The 18669-nt window shown below is 66.7% G+C and carries 17 protein-coding genes; 9 read left to right on the forward strand and 8 right to left on the reverse strand.

Annotation, left to right across the window (positions count from 1 at the left end; translation table 11 throughout):
- Positions 1–37: 37 nt before the first annotated feature.
- Complete coding sequence (locus tag HBF26_RS05945; RefSeq protein WP_167124034.1) at positions 38–1402, forward strand: diguanylate cyclase; 1365 nt, start codon at positions 38–40, stop codon at positions 1400–1402.
- Positions 1403–1706: 304 nt separating this feature from the next.
- On the opposite strand, the gene HBF26_RS05950 is transcribed toward HBF26_RS05945, so the two are convergent.
- Positions 1707–2405: a VIT1/CCC1 transporter family protein gene (locus HBF26_RS05950; RefSeq protein ID WP_167124405.1), complete on the reverse strand. Its 699-nt coding sequence runs from the start codon at positions 2403–2405 to the stop codon at positions 1707–1709.
- A 2-nt stretch (positions 2406–2407) separates the two neighbouring features.
- On the reverse strand, positions 2408–3010 hold the full coding sequence (locus tag HBF26_RS05955; RefSeq protein ID WP_205287594.1) for an FUSC family protein: 603 nt from the start codon (positions 3008–3010) through the stop codon (positions 2408–2410).
- 103 nt (positions 3011–3113) lie between these two features.
- On the opposite strand from HBF26_RS05955, the gene HBF26_RS05960 reads away from it, so the two are divergent.
- On the forward strand, positions 3114–3620 hold the full coding sequence (locus HBF26_RS05960; protein WP_167124036.1) for a DUF1993 domain-containing protein: 507 nt from the start codon (positions 3114–3116) through the stop codon (positions 3618–3620).
- Positions 3621–3808: 188 nt separating this feature from the next.
- Here HBF26_RS05960 and HBF26_RS05965 read toward each other — a convergent pair whose 3' ends face one another.
- Both HBF26_RS05965 and HBF26_RS05970 read right to left on the reverse strand, forming a co-directional pair.
- Entirely contained in the window at positions 3809–4570 is a 762-nt protein-coding gene (locus HBF26_RS05965; protein ID WP_167031244.1) for an ABC transporter permease, read from the reverse strand.
- Positions 4567–5496, reverse strand: a complete 930-nt coding sequence (locus tag HBF26_RS05970) for an ABC transporter ATP-binding protein (protein ID WP_167124408.1) — start codon at positions 5494–5496, stop codon at positions 4567–4569. Before HBF26_RS05970 ends, HBF26_RS05965 begins: the two co-directional genes overlap by 4 nt.
- A 98-nt stretch (positions 5497–5594) precedes the next feature.
- Between HBF26_RS05970 and HBF26_RS05975 the strand changes: the two genes are divergently transcribed.
- From HBF26_RS05975 to HBF26_RS06005, 7 genes are all read left to right on the forward strand, one after another.
- Positions 5595–6191 carry a DNA-3-methyladenine glycosylase I gene (locus HBF26_RS05975; protein ID WP_193569782.1) on the forward strand — a complete coding sequence of 199 codons (597 nt, stop codon included), beginning with the start codon at positions 5595–5597 and terminating at the stop codon, positions 6189–6191.
- A gap of 91 nt (positions 6192–6282) precedes the next feature.
- Positions 6283–6567, forward strand: coding sequence for a DUF2188 domain-containing protein (locus HBF26_RS05980; RefSeq protein ID WP_167124040.1), 285 nt, complete (start codon positions 6283–6285; stop codon positions 6565–6567).
- A gap of 68 nt (positions 6568–6635) precedes the next feature.
- Positions 6636–8732 (forward strand): ATP-dependent DNA helicase DinG, encoded by a 2097-nt coding sequence (gene dinG, locus HBF26_RS05985; RefSeq protein ID WP_167124042.1) that lies wholly within the window; start codon positions 6636–6638, stop codon positions 8730–8732.
- Positions 8729–9277: a HutD/Ves family protein gene (locus HBF26_RS05990; protein ID WP_167124044.1), complete on the forward strand. Its 549-nt coding sequence runs from the start codon at positions 8729–8731 to the stop codon at positions 9275–9277. Before dinG ends, HBF26_RS05990 begins: the two co-directional genes overlap by 4 nt.
- Before the next feature lie 104 nt (positions 9278–9381).
- Positions 9382–9876, forward strand: a complete 495-nt coding sequence (locus tag HBF26_RS05995; RefSeq protein WP_167124046.1) for a lipocalin family protein — start codon at positions 9382–9384, stop codon at positions 9874–9876.
- A gap of 32 nt (positions 9877–9908) precedes the next feature.
- On the forward strand, positions 9909–10307 hold the full coding sequence (locus tag HBF26_RS06000) for a YchJ family protein (RefSeq protein WP_167124048.1): 399 nt from the start codon (positions 9909–9911) through the stop codon (positions 10305–10307).
- Positions 10304–10612, forward strand: coding sequence for a hypothetical protein (locus HBF26_RS06005; RefSeq protein ID WP_167124050.1), 309 nt, complete (start codon positions 10304–10306; stop codon positions 10610–10612). Before HBF26_RS06000 ends, HBF26_RS06005 begins: the two co-directional genes overlap by 4 nt.
- A 235-nt stretch (positions 10613–10847) precedes the next feature.
- On the opposite strand, the gene HBF26_RS06010 is transcribed toward HBF26_RS06005, so the two are convergent.
- The 4 genes from HBF26_RS06010 to gltB all read right to left on the reverse strand — a co-directional run bounded on the left by HBF26_RS06010 (position 10848) and on the right by gltB (position 18505).
- The gene (locus HBF26_RS06010; protein ID WP_167124052.1) at positions 10848–11642 is read right to left on the reverse strand and encodes an SDR family NAD(P)-dependent oxidoreductase; all 795 of its coding nucleotides are present in this window, start codon (positions 11640–11642) and stop codon (positions 10848–10850) included.
- 111 nt (positions 11643–11753) lie between these two features.
- Positions 11754–12512 (reverse strand): NRDE family protein, encoded by a 759-nt coding sequence (locus HBF26_RS06015; RefSeq protein WP_167124055.1) that lies wholly within the window; start codon positions 12510–12512, stop codon positions 11754–11756.
- Between the two features lie 105 nt (positions 12513–12617).
- Complete coding sequence (locus tag HBF26_RS06020) at positions 12618–14057, reverse strand: glutamate synthase small subunit GltD family protein (RefSeq protein WP_167124057.1); 1440 nt, start codon at positions 14055–14057, stop codon at positions 12618–12620.
- Complete coding sequence (gene gltB / locus HBF26_RS06025; RefSeq protein WP_167124059.1) at positions 14054–18505, reverse strand: glutamate synthase large subunit; 4452 nt, start codon at positions 18503–18505, stop codon at positions 14054–14056. The genes HBF26_RS06020 and gltB overlap by 4 nt, the downstream gene beginning before the upstream one ends.
- Positions 18506–18669: the final 164 nt, after the last annotated feature.

An 18669-nucleotide genomic window follows, 5' to 3' on the forward strand; every position in this document is an offset into this window, starting at 1 on the left:
TGTGACCCGAATCAGCAACTGACGCGACGGTCGGAGCGTGCGTTTGGACAACCAGCTCTGGGAAAGCAAATACCACGAGGCTGTGGATCGCCTGACCCGTGAAGAAGCGCAATGGCGCACCGCGGAATCGCTTCTCCGCCAGTTGGTAGGTTGCCTGGGGCGGGTGGCGCACGGCGCCCACGACCAGGTCGATCCGCACATCGAACGACTGTCCTCCGCCCTCTCGGGGCCGATGGAGCCGATGGCCCTCGAGCCGCTGGTGGCCGACCTGGCCGAGGCGATCCAGATGCTGGGCGACCAACCCGTCGCCGGGTACCAGGAACGCTCCATTTCCATCGGGCGGCCCCCTCGCACGGAACACGGCTCGTCCGTGCAATCGTCGCTCAGCAGGCTGGTGGACCGCATCGTCGTACTACCGCGCCTGGCCGACCGGGCCAACGATCTGCGCCACCAGGTGGCCGACGCGGGCGACCTCGTGGCCCTCGCCGCCTGCGGCGACCGTCTGGCCGACCTGATCAACGAGCAGCGCATCGGCCTGCAACGCGAGATCGACGCCTTGCAGGTGGTGCTTCGCCATGTCACCGGTCGCCTCGACGAGCTGAGCCAGTACATGTCCCGCGAGCTGGCCGACCAGTCCACGGGCGAAGCCAACGGGCAGGCGCTCGACGCGTCCGTGGCGCACGAGATGCGTCTGCTCGGCGAGGCGGCGCTCGAGATCGACGATGCACACGAATTGCGCGAGCGCGTGAACCGCAGCCTCGAAACGATCGCCCTCTGCTTCCGCGATTTCCGCGAACGCGAAGGCGCACGCCTCACCGCGTACCGCGAACGTGCGGAGAAGATGCGCCAGCGCATCGAACAGCTGGAAACCGAGCGCACCACCTTGCAGCGCTCGCTGGAACGCGAACACGAACTGGCGCAGACCGACACCATGATCGGCATGCCCAACCGGCTGGCCTACGAGAAGCGGATCGAGGCGGCTTTCGAAAGCTGGCAGTCCACGTCGCGCCCCTTGTGCGTCGCGGCCATCGACATCGATCACTTCAAGAGCATCAACGATACCTACGGCCATACCGCCGGCGATGCCGTGCTGCGGATCATCGGCCAGGCCCTGCTGAAACACGTGCGGCCTTGCGACTTCGTGGCGCGCTATGGCGGCGAGGAATTCATCGTGATCTTCGACGGCGCGGACGAAGCCGAATCGTTGCAGGTATGCGAACGCCTGCGCGGCAAGATCCAGCACCTGGCCTTCCACGCCAGCCGGCAGCCGGTACGCGTCACCGCATCGATCGGACTGGCGCAGTTCCAGCCCGGCGACACACCGCAGTCGGTATTCGACCGCGCCGACCTTGCGCTCTACACGGCGAAGAATGGCGGCAGGAATCGTTGCGTGGCTGGCTGAATCGCAGAGGCTCCCCTTTGTGAAGCCGGCTGTGCCGGCGATCCCGCGGCAGCGGTTCAGGTTGTCGCAAGCACCCATCGCCGCTGAAGCGGCTCCCACACAAAGCGTCCGCCCCCTCACCAAAGCCCCCCCCCTGTGGGAGCCGGCTTTGCCGGCGATCCCGCGGCAGCGGTTCAGGTTGTCACAAGCACCCATCGCCGCTGAAGCGGCTCCCACACAAAGCGTCCGCCCCCTCACCGAAGCCCCCCTTGTGGGAGCCGGCTTTGCCGGCGATCCCGCGGCAGCGGGCCTACTTGCCGCAGCGCTACGCCGCCACGCCGAACAGGCGCCCCACGGCCGCGGTGAGCGCCATTGCCGCCGCGCCCCAGAACAGCACGCGAACCACGCCGCGGACCACGGGCGATCCGGCCATCGCCGCCGAGAGGCCGCCGAGGATCGCCAGCCCCAGCAGCGAGACGATCACGGTGACCGGCGCCGCGAGGTTCCGCGTCGAGAAAATCACAGCCAGAAGAGGCAGCAGCGCGCCGCTGGCGAAACTGATGGCCGAGGCGATGGCAGCCTGCAAGGGGCGAGCGGCCGTGGTGTCCGAAAGGCCCAGCTCGTCGCGCGCATGAGCTTCGAGCGCGTTGTGCGCCATCAGCTGGGTGGCGACCTGCTCCGCCAGCGTCCGGTCGAGTCCGCGCTGCACGTAGATCTCCGCCAGCTCCTTGTGCTCCCCTTTCGGATCGTCGCGCAGTTCACGCGATTCCAGCTCCAGCTCGGCGCTTTCGCTGTCCGCCTGGGAACTCACCGAGACGTACTCGCCCGCGGCCATGGACATGGCGCCCGCCACCAGGCCGGCCACGCCGGCGATCAGGATGTCGGAGGGACGGGCCTGGGGCGCCGAGGCCACGCCGACCACAAGGCTGGCGGTGGACAGGATGCCGTCGTTGGCACCGAGCACCGCGGCGCGCAGCCAGCCGATGCGGGAAAGTCGATGCCGTTCGCTGTGTCGCGTTCGCACGATCATGCGGTTCCCTCTTCTTCCTTCTGTTCCACCCGTTCTTCCAGCCGCGACACCGCCCAGCCGATGACGAGGGCGCATAGCGTGCCGAGCACGACCTCGCCCAGGCGCATCAGGGGCACCTCCCAACTCGGCCCCACGCTCGGAACCAGCAGCACGATGGCCGCGGTGATTCCCGCGATGCGCGCCGCGGCCGCCGCGTTGGCCATCCAGCAGACGATCGTCACCAGTCCCAGGCCCAGCGCGAAGGCCAGGATATTGCCGCTACCGCCGGTCCACAGTCCGAGGAATCCCGCGATGCCGCCGAGCACGGTGCCCAGGCAGCGGTCGCGGCCCGCACCCCGGGTGTCGCCGAAATGGGGTTGCGTGACGGCCACCGCACTGATCGCCGCCCAGAAGGCCTGTTCCGTGTGCAGTGCCTGGCCGATGGCATAGGCGACGCTGGCCGACAAGGCCACCTTGAAAGCCATGAAGGCGCCGATACGCAAGCGCCTTTCCAGGGGCATGCTGCGGAACAGGCGATCGAGCAGACGCTCGGCGCGACGGAGGCGGCTGGCGCGCTGGACGGTCTCGGTACGTTCGGGGTGCGCGTCCATGGGGCTCATGCCGCCATCCTAACCGGGATCGCCGTCGACGCGCCGCCAAAGGCGCCGCACAATATGCCGCCGCGGCCGGCCGGCCGCCCTCACCAGAAGAGCCCACGACCCCATGTCCATCACCATGTACCAGGCCTGCGTGCCCGTGCTCGTCCGCGCGCTGACCAATCTTTCCGGCGTACTGACCAAGGGCGCGGCGCATGCCGCCGAAAAGAACATCGCGCCGGAAGTGCTGCTGCATACGCGCATCACGCCCGACATGTTTCCGCTGATTCGCCAGGTGCAGATCGCCACCGACATGGCGAAGGGTGCCGCTTTCCGTCTTGCCGGCAAGGACGTGCCGAAGATGGAAGACAACGAGACCACCTTCGAGGAATTGCAGAAGCGCATCGCGTACGTCATCGATCTGCTGAAGGGCTTCAAGCCGGAAGAGATCGACGGCAGCGAGGAACGCGAAATCGTGCTGCAGACGCGCACGAATGAACTGCGTTTCCGCGGCCAGGACTACCTGCTGGGCTTCGTGCTTCCCAACATCTACTTCCACTGCACCACGGCGTACGCGATCCTGCGCGGCGCAGGCGTGGCGCTGGGCAAGATGGATTTCATCGGCAAGCCGTAAGGGCGCGGAAGTCGCTGGGCCCCTGCGAAAGCAGGGGGCCCAGCGACTCACCGCCCGATGGTGGTGCAAGACACTGGATTCCTGCTTTCGCAGGAATGACGTGATGAACCGCTCGCACGTCGTTCCTGCGAAAGCAGGAACCCAGCGACCCGGTCTCCCCCGCCAGCCGTCACCGCCTCATCGCAAACCTACGACTTCAGCTTCCACCCCGTGCGGAAGATCCACCACACGATACCCAGGCACACCAGCAGGAAACCGACCGTGGCCGCCGCGCTCACGACCACGTTCACGTCCGCCGTTCCGTAGAAACTCCAGCGGAAGCCGTTCACCAGATACACCACCGGGTTGAACAGCGTGATCTTCTGCCACACCGGCGGCAGCATCGAGATGGAATAGAAGCTTCCGCCGAGGAAGGTGAGCGGTGTGATCACCATCAGCGGCACCACTTGCAACTTCTGGAAGTCGTCCGCCCAAAGCCCGATGATGAAACCGAACAGGCTGAAGGTAACGGCGGTCAGCAGCAGGAAGGCCACCATCCAGAAGGGATGCTGGATTTCATAGGCCACGAACAGGCGCGCCGTGACCAGGATCAGCAGACCCAGGATCACCGACTTCGTCGCGGCGGCGCCGACGTAGCCGAGCACCACTTCCACATACGACACCGGCGCAGAAAGCAGCTCGTAGATCGTGCCCGCCCATTTCGGCATGTAGATGCCGAACGACGCGTTCGAGATGCTCTCGTTGAGCAGCGACAGCATGATGAGGCCGGGGATGATGAAGGCACCGTAGCTCACACCGCCCACTTCGCCCATGCGCGAGCCGATGGCGGCGCCGAACACCACGAAGTAGAGCGACGTGGAGAGCACCGGCGACGCGATGCTCTGCATCAGCGTGCGGAACGTGCGGGCCATTTCGAAACGATAGATGGCACGGATCGCGTAGAGGTTCATGCGCGGCTCCTCACCAGGCTGACGAAGATGTCCTCGAGCGAACTCTCGCTCGAATGCAGGTCCTTGAAGTCGATGCCAAGAGCATTGAGCTTGCGCAGCAGCTCGGCGATGCCGGTGCGTTCGCCCTGCGCGTCGAAGGTGTAGGTGAGGCAGCTGCCGTCGGCCGACAGCTCAAGCGGCCATTCGCCGAGACCTTCCGGCACCGACTCGAGCGGTGTCTGCAATTGCAGCGACAACTGCTTCTTTCCGAGCTTCCGCATCAGGGTGTGCTTGTCTTCCACCAGCACCAGCTCGCCGCGATTGATCACGCCAATGCGGTCGGCCATCTGCTCGGCTTCCTCGATGTAATGCGTCGTGAGGATGATGGTGACACCGGACTCGCGCAGGCGATGCACCATCTGCCACATGTCGTGGCGAAGCTCCACGTCGACGCCCGCGGTCGGCTCGTCGAGGAACAGCACGCGAGGTTCGTGCGCCAGGGCCTTCGCGATCAGCACGCGCCGCTTCATGCCGCCGGAAAGCGTCATGATCTTCGAATCCTTCTTCTCCCACAGCGACAGCTCGCGCAGGATCTTTTCCAGGTACGCCGGGTCCGGCGCCTTGCCGAACAGCCCGCGGCTGAATTTCACCGTGGCCCAGACGCTTTCGAAGGCGTCGGTGGAGAGTTCCTGCGGCACCAGGCCGATGAGGCCGCGCGCGGCGCGGTAGTCGCGCACGATGTCGTGACCGTCGACGGTCACCGTGCCCTCGCTGCCATTGACGATGCCGCAGACGATGCTGATCAGGGTGGTCTTGCCCGCACCGTTCGGCCCGAGCAGCGCGAAAATCTCGCCGCGGCGAATTTCCAGGTCCACGCGCTTGAGCGCCTGGAAGCCGGTCTTGTAGGTTTTGGAGAGGCCTTGCACCGAGACGATGGCGTCGGGCATGGAGATGGAGGCATCGAGTGGCGGCATGGGGACCCGCTTGTTCGGTGGGTAAGCGGGCGATGGTAGACCCGAACGCGCATGGGTGCGAGGCTTGGCGAATGACCTTGCCCCGGACCGAAGCCCTCGTACGTTGCCCCTGGGGCGAAACCGATGCGCTGCTGCGCGACTACCACGACAACGAGTGGGGCGTGCCCGAACGCGACAGCCGCAAGCTATGGGAAAAGCTGGTGCTCGACGGCTTCCAGGCGGGGTTGTCCTGGCGCACGATCCTCGCCCGGCGCGATGGTTTTCGTCGGGCCTTCGAGGGCTTCGACCCGGAGCGCGTGGCCGCGTACGGCGACGGCGATGTCGCTCGCCTGCTGGCCGACACCGGCATCATCCGCTCGCGCAGCAAGATCGAGGCAAGCATCCGCAACGCCCGCGCCTATCTGGGGATGCGGGAAGCCGGCGAGGATCTCGCCACCTTCGCCTGGAAGTTCGTCGGAGACCGGCCCATCGACTGGGAAGGACCCGTGCCGCCCAACAGCCCCCTGTCGGAACAGGTATCGAAGGCCCTGCGGAAGCGGGGTTTCACCTTCGTCGGCCCGACCATCGTGTTCGCCTGGATGGAGGCCACGGGCCTCATCAACAGCCACGCGCCGGACTGTTTCCGACGCCACGAAGTGCGCTGTAACCCATTGGACAAACAGGCTTAACGGGTTTTTTAGCCATCCCGGCGTAGCGTGGATCCCGAGGCCGCATCCAGCGGCCTCGATCGTCTGGTTCACCTGACTTCGTGAGGGTTCCATGGCTTCGAGCTCCGCCCAACTGTTCATTCCGTACAGCGAATCGACACAGGGACCGTGGATCGTGCGCCGTGCGGCATCCCTCCTGCTCGGTCCGTACGATTCCCAGGCCGCCGCCCTCGCCGCGGCCGAGAACATCGCCCCCGGTTTGTCCGCCGAACTGGGCCGCCCCGTGGAAATCCACGTGCAGCAGGCCGACGGCACCTGGAGCGAGCACAATTACGTGGTGGCCGGCCTCGTCGCCGGAGTCGGCACGCCGCCGGCCGGGATGAACCGCCACGCCTGAGGTTCGTGGGCTTCGGACGGCGATAGGGTAACCTTGCAAGGCTACCCCTCCCGTACCCGCGCCCATCGATGCTCACCGACGACACCAAAGCCGCGATCCGCGCCGCCTATGCGCGGCTGAAGGACGGCCTGACGGGGTTCCGCGGCCGCTCCTCGCAGCTGAAGATGATCGCCGAGGTGGCCAAGGCGCTGGCCGAGCCGGCCGGCGCGGCCGTGATCGAGGCCCCGACCGGCACCGGCAAGTCGATGGCGTACCTCATCGCCGGACTGGAAGTTGCCCGGGCACAGAAGAAGAAGCTGGTCATCGCGACCGCCACCGTGGCGCTGCAGGAGCAGCTCGTCCAGCGCGACATTCCGCAGTACCTGACCCTGTGCGGCGTCGAGGCCAAGGTGGCACTCGCCAAGGGCCGTGCCCGCTACCTCTGCCCGCGCAACCTGCGCATGGCTGGGGCGGAGCCTTCGGCGCAGGGCGGCTTCGATTTCGATGCGGAGCTCGCTCTGTGGTCGCGCCCGCCCGCCGAGCGCGACACCAAGGCCATCGAGAAGCTCGGCAAGGCGTTCGAGTCGCGCGAGTGGAACGGCGACATCGACACCAGCCCGGAGCCGCTCTCCGACCTGGTACGCGGCATGGTCACCACCAGCGCCGGCGGATGCACGGGACGGAAATGCGGCGCCTTCGCCGTATGCCCGTTCTTTGTGGCACGCCGGGCGATCGGCGATGCCGACATCGTCGTGGCGAACCAGGACCTCGTGCTCGCCGACCTCACGATGCCGCGCGACGAGGACACCTTCGGCGGCGTGATCCTGCCGAAGCCGGAAGAGACCCTCTACATCTTCGACGAAGCGCACCACGTGCCCGGCAAGGCGATCGACCGCGGTGCCGCGGACGTGCACCTCGCCACCGCCGTACGCCGCATTGGTCGCTTGCAGAACCAGATCCACGCGGCGTATTCGCTCACGGACAAGGAAAGCATCGGCAACCTCACCCTCGAACAGGGCGACGAGAAGATGCTGGAGATGTCGAACGCGCTGGAAGAGATGGAGCGGGAGATCCGTCTCTCGTGGACACCCTCGTCGAGCGAAACGGAGCCCGTGTTCCGCGCTTCGCTCGGCCAGCTTCCGGAGAACTGGAAGGCGCACGCGGACTACCTGCACCTGGTCACGAAGGACATCCAGCGCTGGCTGCGCACGGTGCGCCGCACGGTCGTGGAAATGGAGGCCGGCGGCCCCACGCAGGAGGCGCTGTCCCGCGAACTCGGCGTGGCGCTGGAACGCCTCGATCGCCAGGTACGCACCTGGTACGCATGGTCCACCGACGACCGCGAGAACGGCCCGCCCCTCGCCCGCTGGGTGAGCATGACGCCCGAGCAGCAGCTCGTATGCCACGCATCGGCGGTATCGGCGGGCGGGCTGCTGCGCAGCGTGCTCTGGGACAACGCGTCCGCCGTGGTCATGACCTCGGCCACGCTCAGCGCCGGCGGCAACTTCCGCGGCTTCGCCGATTCGGTGGGCTTACCCAACGAGGCCGTGACGATCAGCCTGCCCTCGCCGTTCGATCTCGAACGACAGGCCACCTTGGCCGTGCCTGCCCTCAAGTCGTTGCCGGACGATCGCGAAGGTCACGCACGCGAGGTGTCGGACTGGCTGGCGAAGCACCTCGACTGGAACGCGGGCAATCTCGTGCTGTTCACCTCGCGCGCGAAACTCGACCGCGTGCTGCAGATCCTGCCCATCGAATTCGTGCGCAAGGTGCGCGCGCAGGGTTCGTTGTCGAAAGCCCAGTTGATCGCCGAGCACTGCGAAGACATCGAAGCCGGCAAGGGCAGCACACTCTTCGGGCTGGCATCGTTCGGCGAAGGACTCGACCTCCCCGGCAAGCTCTGCGAAACGGTGGTGGTCACCCAGCTGCCGTTCGCGGTGCCCACCGATCCGGTCGGCGCCACGTATGCCGAATGGCTCGAATCGCGCGGCCGCAATCCATTCATCGAGGTGAGCGTGCCCGATGCCACGCGTCTGCTCACGCAGTACTGCGGCCGCCTCATCCGCACGGAAACCGACACCGGCCGCATCGTGCTGCTCGACCGCCGCGTCGTCACCAAGCGATACGGCACGGGCATGCTGCGCGCCCTGCCGCCTTTCGCCCGCGACATCGAGCGCGTCGCATGAAGATCGTCCGCTTCGACGAACTGAAAGCCGTGCCGTGGAAGAACGGCCTCGGCATCACGCGCGAAATCGCCGTTGAGCCGCCCGGCGCCTCAATGGACGACTTCCTCTGGCGAGTGAGCATCGCGGACGTCGACACCGCGTCACCCTTCTCGCGATTCCCCGGCATCGACCGGACCATCGTCCTGCTCCAGGGTGATGGCTTCACGATGACGCTCGACGGCGAGCGTGAGCACGCCCTGACGACACCCTTCAAGCCATTCGCCTTCCCGGGCGAAGCGCAGGTCGAGGTCACGCTTGCCGGCGGAGCGACACGCGATTTCAACCTGATGGTTCGTCGTGGCGCGGTGCAGGGCAGGATCGATGTCGTGCATGGGCCGGGCCACGTGGAGGCGCACGATGTCGCGCTGCTTCATCTTGCCCGTGGCACGGCGCTCTTCGGCGATATCGCCTGCGCCACCGGCGACAGCGTCATTGGGGCGCCATCGGTCGAACTCGATGACGGGGCCGTCGCACTGCTGGTCAGAATCGTCCAGGCTCGCGACTGAGCGTATTCACGCGGTCCAGGGAATGCGGCGACGGCACGGTTCAAACGAGGTTCACTCCCGATGCGCATCGTAGGGGGTCGTTCTCGTCCTACCGGAAACCCGCCATGCCAGTCATCGCAACGGCACCCGTCGTCGCCGTCAGCCACCTCGATCTGGAGCGATACGCCGGCACCTGGCACGAGATCGCCCGGTTGCCGATGTATTTCCAGCGCAAGTGCGCGACCGGCGTGACGGCCACTTACACGCCCCGCGCCGATGGAACCATCGGGGTGCACAATCAGTGCGTCACCGCCGAAGGCAAGACCATTGCCAGCGACGGCGTAGCCAGACGGCCCGAGCCGTTCTCGCAAGGCAAGCTGGAAGTGCGCTTCGCCCCGGCCTGGCTATCATGGCTGCCCATGGTATGGGCCGAATACTGGGTGATCGCACTCGACGAGAACTACCGCTGGGCCATGGTCGGGCAACCGAGCCGGAAATATCTGTGGATTCTTTCCCGCACGCCCGCCATGGACCGAGCCACGTTCGAGTCGCTCAAGGCGAAGGCTGTCAGCATGGGTTACGACCTCACACCGCTGGTCGTGTCCGGTAAGGTGGACTGAGTGCATCCTGGCGTTCCAACATCAGAACGACAATGACGAAACGTACCGCTCCCTCCGTCTGCCCGTGTAACGACAAGGCCGCTTATGCCGCCTGTTGCGGTCCGTGGCATGCCGGCTCGCCGGCACCGACGGCCGAGGCCCTGATGCGTTCTCGCTACAGCGCGTATGTACTCGGATTGGAGGACTATCTGCTCGCCACGTGGCACTGCGATACGCGGCCATCGTCCCTCGATCTCGTGACGCAATCGCCTCAGCCCACGTGGCTCGGCCTCTCCGTGAAGCGTCACGAGAATCCCACGCCGGATACCGCTATCGTCGAATTCATCGCGCGCATGCGCATCGGCGGCGGCAAGGCGGAACGCATGCACGAGATCAGCCGCTTCGTGCGTGAGGATGGGCGGTGGTTCTACGTTGACGGCGAGCTGTCGTGAAGCGCTTCGAGGAGACCATCTGCGAGGCGATCCGCTCGATGCGTCTTCTGGTCGTCGTATATGGCGACGAAGAGCGATTGGTGCAGCCTTACGTGTATGGCGAGTACCATGCGGGCGAACGCCTGCTGAGCGCCTATCAGGTTGCGGGTGGAAGCGCTTCGGGTGCGTCGGCGGGGTGGAAGTTCTTCCGCATGGACAAGGTGACGTCGGTCGCCTTGAGCGATCGCCGCTTCCATTCGCCGCGGCCGGAGTTCCAGCGCAACGACGGGGCGTTTGCGCGCATCCTTTGCCAAGTGAGCGATTGAGCGACGAGCCAGCGGCGACAGGCGAACTTGCCGCGAGCCCCCGTCGCCGCTGAAGCGGCTCCCACAAAGCTCGCATGCCTGTCAGGAAACCTCTGTGCTTGGGGAGGTTTTTCTGTGGGAGCCGGCTATGCCGGCGATCCCGCGGCAGCGGGGCACGCTTGCCGAGCCCCCGTCGCCGCTGAAGCGGCTCCCACACAACGCTCGCATGCTTGTGAGGGAGCCGGCAGTACAGTGGTCAGAGAATCAGGCGAGCCACGCCGCCATCCACGCGGAACGATGCGCCGGTGGTGCCGGAGGCTTGCTCGGACGCGAGGAACACCGAGACGTTCGCGACTTCTTCCACGCTCAGCAGGCGCTGGATGAGCGAGGTGGGACGGTGCGTCTTGATGAATTCGGCTTCCACTTCTTCCTGCGTCTTGCCGCCGTTCTTCGCAATCTTGCCGAAGAACTCGCTTACGCCCTCGGAGAGCGTCGGGCCCGGCAGCACAGCGTTCACCGTGACGCCCGTACCCGTCAGCACTTCTGCCAGGCCGCGCGATACCGCAAGCTGCGCCGTCTTGGTCACACCGTAATGCACCATCTCCGGCGGCGTCTGGATGCCCGATTCGCTGGAGATGAACTGCACGCGACCCCAGCCGCGCTCGGCCATGCCCTTGGCGTAGTGACGGGAGAGGCGCACGCCCGAAATCACATTGACGTCGAAGAAACGCGTCCACTCGGCGTCGTCGATCTCGAAGAAGTCGCGCGGCTCGAAGATGCCGAGGTTGTTCACGAGGATGTCGGTCTGGGGAACCGCCTTCATCAGCGCGTCGGCGCCTTCTTTCGTTCCGAGGTCCGCGGCGATGCCGCTCACCTTGGCGTTCGCCACATCCTTCTTTACCGCGGCAATGGCTTCGTCCACACGGGCCTGGGTGCGTCCGGTGATAACGACGGAAGCGCCAGCCCTGGCGAGGCCGGTGGCGATGGCGAGGCCGATGCCGGCCGTGGAACCGGTGACGATGGCACTGCGCTTGCTGAGGTCGATCTGCATGGGAAGCTCCGTAAGGGGAAAGTGATTCCCACAGCTTCGGGGCATGCGGGCGTCGATTCAATTACCGAAAAAGCAAAAGTCTTTCCACTCGGCGCGGTGAATGCCCCGCTCTCAGAGGTCGAAACGGGTCTGACCGTCGGGCACGCCGTTGGGGCCGAAGCGGCGCTCCACGATGGTGGTGCGGTCCTCGTTGTCCACCAGAACGACGGTGCTGGCGCGGGTGCCGTAGTGCTCGCCGACGATGAATGCGCTCGAGAGGAAACGCTCGCGCTCGATGCCGATGCCGGTATCGGGCAGGACATCGTCCGGCCAGCGGCCCTGATCGGAAAGCATCTCGAAAAGTGCGTCCACATCGTCGTGCCCACCCGCGGCGAGCCAGCCTTCGAGGCGGTTCACCAGGGCCCGGGTCTTGGGCCACGGCGCGTTGAAGTCGGCGTTGCTCAAACCGTGCACGCCCGGCGAGACGGGCTGGGCCCGCGCATGGGGGTGATTGCCGAGGTAGTACGCATCCTCGCGGTCGAAGGTGAGCAGGTTGAAAGGGCGATATTGCGCGGCACTGCCCATCAGTTCGATGGCATGCGTGCGGGCGGCGACGGTGGAGCCGAGGTAATCGGCTACCAGTAGTCCACGGGACAGGCCGCTGTGGTCGGCGGCGAGATCGCGCACGTTGGTGATGACGCTGGCGCGGCCGCGTGCGCCGACCCCGGCCCAGGTGCCGCCGGCTTCGAGGTCACGGCCCGCGACGATCTGTGGTGCCTCGTCCCATGCCGCGAGCGGCGCGGTGGGACGGGCGTGGAATTCGTCGCGGTTGCCGACGAGCACCAGGCGCCAGCGCGGATGCGCCTGCCAGGCGAAAGCGATCAGGCACATGGGGTGTCGGCCCGGGGGAGCATGCGGCCATTGTGGATGCGCGTGGGCCTGAAGCCAAGGGCGAAAGCGAAGTCGCTGGGCCCCTGCCTTCGCAAGGGCGACGGGTCAGGCGGCGACGGTATTTCTCGTTTCCTTCGTCGCGAGAAGTCTTGCGATGGAAGCGGCGGCTTCGCGGCCGTCGTAGACGGCACGCACCACGAGGTCGGCGCCACGCACGTTGTCGCCACCGGCGAACACACGCGGGTTGCTCGTCTGCAACGGCAACCGGCCTTCGCCACCCGCCACGATGCGCCCCTGGCGGTCGCGCTCGATGCCGAAGGCATCGCACCAGTCCGGCGGGCTGGGCTGGAAGCCGAAGGCCTGGATCACGACGTCGGCGCGAAGGTCCGTTTCGCTGCCTGCCACGTTCTGTGGATACGGGCGGCCATTGCCGTCTTCGACGAGCTGTGTTTCCACCACGCGAACGGCCTTCACGCGGCCGTCGTCACTACCCACGAGGGCGACCGGCTGCCGCTGGAAAAGAAAGCGCACACCTTCTTCGCGGCTGTAACCCACTTCGCGCCGCGAGCCCGGCATGCTCGGTTCGTCGCGGCGATACACGCACGTCACGGAGGCTGCGCCGAGGCGGATCGCCGTGCGATTGCAGTCCATGCCGGTATCGCCCCCGCCCAGCACCACCACGTGCTTGCCGGCGAGGTCGTACCCGGGCGCCGGTGCTTCGTCGCGCAGCAGGCGTTCGGTATTGGCAATGAGGAAAGGCAAGGCGTCGTGCACGCCGTGCAGATCGCGCCCGTCGAGCTGTCCGTCCACGTACGTGTAAGCGCCGGTACCGACGAACACAGCATCGTAATCAGCCAGCAGTTCGTCGAAGGCGATGTCGCGGCCGATCTCCACGCCGAGATGGAAGCGTACGCCCATGCCTTCCAGCACCATGCGCCGCGTGCGTACCACGGTCTTGTCGAGCTTGAACGGAGGAATGCCGAAGGTGAGCAGGCCGCCGATCTCATGCTGCCTGTCGAAGACATCGGCGGCGATGCCGGCGCGACGCAGGCGATCGGCGCACGCGAGCCCCGCGGGACCCGCACCGACGATGGCTACGCGCGCACCCGTTTCGCGCACGCGCGAGAGGTCGGGACGCCAGCCCTGACGGATGGCCTCGTCGGTGACCCAGCGCTCCACACTGCCGATGGTCACCGCGCCGAAATCGCCCTGCTCCAGCGTGCAGGCGCCTTCGCAAAGCCTGTCCTGCGGACACACACGGCCGCAGATTTCCGGCAGCGGATTGGTCTCGTGCATGAGCGTGGCGGCCTCGAAAAGGCGCCCGTCCTGCACCAGCTTCAGCCAGTTCGGAATGTAGTTGTGTACCGGGCACGCGTGCTCGCAATAGGGATTGCCGCAGTCGATGCAGCGACCCGATTGCGAACTGGCCTCCGAGGGCGCGAAGTCGCCCGAGATCTCGCCGTAGCCGAGCACGCGCACCGCGACGGGCACCGTGCGCGGCGTTTGCCGGGGGATATCGAGGAAACGGAAATCCTTCGCGCTCATGCCGCGCTCCGCAGTTCTTCCGCCAGCGCGTCCAGGCTGGCGGCCTTCGGCTTCACCAGCCAGAAGCGCTGTAACAGGCCACGGAAATCGCCGAGCAGGTGGGCGCCCCAGGCGCTGCCCGTGAGTTCGGCGTGGCGTGCGATGAGGCGGCGCAGGTGTTGCATGTAGTGTTCCATGCCTTCGTGCGAGATGCGCACGATGTCGACGAGTTCATGGTTGTAGCAATCGACGAAGTTGCGGTCGGTGTCGAGCACATAGGCGAAACCGCCGGTCATGCCCGCGCCGAAATTGAGACCGGTGCGGCCGAGCACCGCGACGACACCGCCGGTCATGTACTCGCAGCAATGGTCGCCCGCGCCTTCCACCACAGCAAGCGCGCCGGAATTGCGCACGGCGAAGCGTTCGCCCGCCTGCCCCGCCGCGAAGAGTTCGCCGCCGGTGGCGCCGTAGAGGCAGGTGTTGCCGATGATGGAGGCGTCCTGACTCGCGAAGGGCGAGTCGGCCGGGGGCCGGATGACCAGACGACCGCCAGCCATGCCCTTGCCCACGCCGTCGTTGGCCTCGCCGGTGAGGTCGATGTGCACGCCCGCCGCGTTCCAGGCACCGAGGCTTTGCCCGGCCGCGCCGGTGAGGTGCAGATTCACCGGCCGCTCCGCCATGCCCGCGTCGCCCCAGCGCCGCGCCACGTCGCCGGACAGCCGGGCACCGATGGCCCGATCCGTGTTGACGATGGGGTAATGGAAGGTGCCGCCGGAGCCTTCCGCCACGGCGAGGCGGCTGTCCGCCGCGATGCGGTTGGCGAGTGCGGCCGGGTCGCGCAGAGGATTGCGCGCGAACGTGCAGGCGAAATCCACCTGCGTGCCGAGCCCGTCGGTACCGATGAGGGGCGACAGGTCCAGGCGCTCCTGCACCGGCGTGACACCGTCCCGCTGTTCGAGCCTGTCGCCCTGCCCGATCAGTTCGGCCAGCGAGCGCACGCCCAGCCGCGCAAGATGGCGCCGCACGTCTTCCGCGATGAAGCGGAAGTAGTTCATCACCATGTCCGGAAGCCCAAGGAAGTGCTTCTCGCGCAGCACGGGGTGCTGGGTGGCGACGCCGGTGGCGCAGTTGTTGAGGTGGCAGATGCGGAGGTATTTGCACCCGAGGGCGACCATGGGCCCCGTGCCGAAGCCGAAGCTTTCCGCACCGAGCATCGCTGCCTTGATGACGTCGAGGCCTGTCTTCAGCCCACCGTCCGTCTGCAGGCGCACGCGACCGCGCAGATCGTTCAGTCGCAGGGTTTGCTGTGTCTCGGCGAGACCCAGCTCCCACGGTGTGCCCGCGTACTTGATGGACGTGAGCGGGCTCGCGCCGGTGCCGCCGTCATGGCCGGACACAGTGATGAGGTCGGCACCCGCCTTGACCACGCCGGCGGCGACGGTGCCCACACCCGCGTGGGACACGAGCTTCACCGACACCAGCGCCTGCGGGTTCACTTCCTTGAGGTCGTGGATGAGCTGCGCGAGGTCTTCGATCGAATAGATGTCGTGGTGGGGCGGCGGCGAGATGAGGCCGATACCCGGCTTCGCGTAACGCAGACGTGCGATCGTCGCGTCCACCTTGTGCCCGGGCAGCTGGCCGCCCTCGCCCGGCTTCGCGCCCTGGGCGATCTTGATCTGCAGTACCTCGGCATTGACGAGGTAAGCCGGCGTGACGCCGAAGCGGCCCGATGCCACCTGCTTGATCTTCGACGCACGGTCGGTGCCGTAGCGCGAGGGATCTTCACCGCCTTCGCCGGAATTGCTGCGCGCCCCCAGGCGATTCATCGCGATGGCCAGCGCTTCGTGCGCTTCCGGCGACAAGGCGCCCAGCGACATGCCCGCGGAATCGAACCGCTTCAGGATGTCCTCGACCGGCTCCACCTCATCCAATGGAATCGGCGTGGCGGCGCGAGGCACGAGGAGATCGCGCAGCGCCGAAGGCGGCCGCGTATCGACATACCGCGCGTACTTTTCGTAGTCGGCCCAGTCGCCCGTGCGCACGGCCACCTGCAGGCTGGCGATGACGTCCGGGTTGTACATGTGGAACTCGCCGCCATGGACGTACTTGAAGAGGCCGCCGGCGCGCAGCGCCTGCGCCTCGTCCCAGGCCTCGGCGGCCAGCAGCCGCTGCTCCTGTTCGAGGTCGGCGAAGCCGGAGCCGCCGATGCGCGACGGCGTGCCGGGGAAGCATAGCGCCACCACCTCGGGTGCCAGGCCCACGATCTCGAAAAGCTGCGCGCCACGGTAACCGGCGACGGTGGAGATACCCATCTTCGACAGGATCTTCAGCAGGCCCTTGCGGATACCGCGACGATAGTTGCGGCCGATCTCGCGCGGGGCGCCCTCGCCGTTGCGAATGTGGCCGGTGCGGCCCATGTCAAAGAGACTCTGGTAGGCGAGCCACGGGTAGATGGCCGTCGCGCCGAAACCCAGCAGGCATGCGAAATGATGGGGATCGCGCGGCGTGGCCGTCTCCACCATGATGTTGCACTGGCAACGCAGGCCGGTGTCGACGAGACGCGCGTGCACGGCACCGGTGGCGAGCAAGGCATGGATGGGCAGAAGGTCGCGCCGCGGGTAGCGGTCGCTCAGGAACACCATCTGCACGCCGCGCCGCACGGCGGCTTCCACCTCGTCGCAGATGCGCCGCAGCGCCTGCTCGAGCGTTTCGTCCGCCCCGTACATCAGGTCGAAGCGAGGCGTGTCGGCATACGCGGGATTGGCGAGGATCTGGCGCAGCTTGCGTTGCGAGAGGATCGGCGAGTTCAGGAGAATCTGCTTCGCGTTCTCCGGCCCGAGGTCGAAGATGTTCCGTTCCTGGCCGATCTGCGTGACCAGCGACATCACCAGCCGCTCGCGCAGCGGATCGATGGGCGGATTGGTCACCTGCGCGAAGCCCTGCCGGAAACGGTCGAAGAGCGGACGGATCTGTCGGGACAGCACCGCCATCGGCGTGTCGTCGCCCATCGAACCGGTGGCCTCGGCCTCGGTTTCCGCGAGTACCTTCAGTACGGACTCGCACTCCTCGCGCGACAGGCCGTAGAGCTTCTGATAACGACGCAGTTCGTCCGCCGGCAGCGGTTCCGCAGCCAGGCTCGGATCGATGAGGTCGGATTCGAGATAGGTGACGCCCTTGCGCAGCCAGTCGCGGAAGGGGGCACGGGCGCGATTGATCGCGTCGATGTCGGCGTCGCGCAGCAGGCGATGCTCCTGGAAATCCACGGCGATCATTTCGCCGGGCGCAAGACGCCCCTTGGCGACGATGCGAGCCGACGGAACATCCCAGAGGCCCGCTTCCGATGCGACGATGAGGTGGTTGTCGTCCGAAAGCGACCAGCGCGCGGGACGCAGGCCGTTCCGGTCGAGCGTGCACGCGGCGTAGCGCCCGTCGCACATCACGAGGCCGGCGGGACCGTCCCAGGGCTCGCTATGCAGCGCGTAGTACTCGTAGAACGCCGCGAGGTCTTCGTCGATGTCCTCGCGTGCGGCGTAAGCCGGCGGCACCAGCACGCGCATGGCGGCGAGAAGGTCCATGCCGCCCATGAGCAGCACTTCCAGAGCGTTGTCGAGGCTTTCCGAATCCGATCCGCTCTGGCGCACGAGCGGCCCGATGTCGGAAAGGTCGACCCGTTCCGACCTCAGCACCGATGTGCGCGCCTGCATCCAGCGGCGGTTCGCGCGAATGGTGTTGATCTCGCCGTTGTGGGCCAGCAAGCGGAACGGCTGGGCCAGGCGCCACTGCGGCGACGTGTTCGTGGAGAAGCGCTGGTGGAATACCACGGCATCGGCGACGAGGGCGGGATGCGCAAGGTCGGGATACACATCGCGGAGGCGGCCGGGCGCGGCCATGGCCTTGTACCCGACCACCTCGCCGGAGAGCGAAACGACGTAGAAGTGCTGATCGTCCGCCAAGGCGAGCTCGGCACGGCGGCGTGCCCGGAACAGCTTCGCCTCGAACTGCGCGGAGGGCAGATCGCCCGGCGCATCGACGAATACCTGCCGGACGCGCGGCATCGACGAGGCGGCAAGGGGGCCGCAGGCGGAAGCGTCCACGGCGACGTCGCGCCAGCCGGCCACCGAAAGGTTCACGCGGGCAAGCTCGGCTTCCAGCACGCGCGCGGCCGCCTCGTCACCCTGCGGATCGAGGAACACGAGGCCGCTGGCGAAATGCGTCGCAAGCCGGATGCCGGACTCGCCGGCGAGCGCGCGCAGCCATTCCACCGGACGCCGCAGGAGCACGCCGCAACCGTCGCCGCTGATGCCGTCGGCATTGACGCCACCGCGGTGCGAAAGCTTCGCCAGTGCCGCGAAGGCCGTGTCGACCAGCGCCGCGCTGGCGTGACCGTCTATCTGCGCAACGAGACCGAAGCCGCAGCTGTCGTGTTCGAACGCCTCGTCGTAGAGGCGCGGAGTGCCTTGCTTCACCATCCGCCTCCTCGTGGCATTGGTTTCGCTGGGAAGCGCGCACGTGGCCCCGCGGCCTGGAACGGCCGACCATCACGTACACGCAGGAGCATGCGGACCCATTCTTGACACAATTGACGCGTTGCGTCAAAACAATTTGGACGTCTAAACGGAATTCTTACGAGGGC

This window comes from Luteibacter jiangsuensis (assembly GCF_011742555.1).
Taxonomy (GTDB): Bacteria; Pseudomonadota; Gammaproteobacteria; order Xanthomonadales; family Rhodanobacteraceae; genus Luteibacter; species Luteibacter jiangsuensis.

Bases quoted from the DNA above. Each gene is read 5' to 3' on its own strand.
- HBF26_RS05955 (WP_205287594.1), bottom strand. From the start codon at position 3,010: ATGAGCCCCATGGACGCGCACCCCGAACGTACCGAGACCGTCCAGCGC.
- HBF26_RS05960 (WP_167124036.1), top strand. From the start codon at position 3,114: ATGTCCATCACCATGTACCAGGCCTGCGTGCCCGTGCTCGTCCGCGCG.
- HBF26_RS05965 (WP_167031244.1), bottom strand. From the start codon at position 4,570: ATGAACCTCTACGCGATCCGTGCCATCTATCGTTTCGAAATGGCCCGC.
- HBF26_RS05970 (WP_167124408.1), bottom strand. From the start codon at position 5,496: ATGCCCGACGCCATCGTCTCGGTGCAAGGCCTCTCCAAAACCTACAAG.
- HBF26_RS05975 (WP_193569782.1), top strand. From the start codon at position 5,595: ATGACCTTGCCCCGGACCGAAGCCCTCGTACGTTGCCCCTGGGGCGAA.
- HBF26_RS05980 (WP_167124040.1), top strand. From the start codon at position 6,283: ATGGCTTCGAGCTCCGCCCAACTGTTCATTCCGTACAGCGAATCGACA.
- dinG (WP_167124042.1), top strand. From the start codon at position 6,636: ATGCTCACCGACGACACCAAAGCCGCGATCCGCGCCGCCTATGCGCGG.
- HBF26_RS05990 (WP_167124044.1), top strand. From the start codon at position 8,729: ATGAAGATCGTCCGCTTCGACGAACTGAAAGCCGTGCCGTGGAAGAAC.
- HBF26_RS05995 (WP_167124046.1), top strand. From the start codon at position 9,382: ATGCCAGTCATCGCAACGGCACCCGTCGTCGCCGTCAGCCACCTCGAT.
- HBF26_RS06000 (WP_167124048.1), top strand. From the start codon at position 9,909: ATGACGAAACGTACCGCTCCCTCCGTCTGCCCGTGTAACGACAAGGCC.
- HBF26_RS06010 (WP_167124052.1), bottom strand. From the start codon at position 11,642: ATGCAGATCGACCTCAGCAAGCGCAGTGCCATCGTCACCGGTTCCACG.
- HBF26_RS06015 (WP_167124055.1), bottom strand. From the start codon at position 12,512: ATGTGCCTGATCGCTTTCGCCTGGCAGGCGCATCCGCGCTGGCGCCTG.
- HBF26_RS06020 (WP_167124057.1), bottom strand. From the start codon at position 14,057: ATGAGCGCGAAGGATTTCCGTTTCCTCGATATCCCCCGGCAAACGCCG.
- gltB (WP_167124059.1), bottom strand. From the start codon at position 18,505: ATGGTGAAGCAAGGCACTCCGCGCCTCTACGACGAGGCGTTCGAACAC.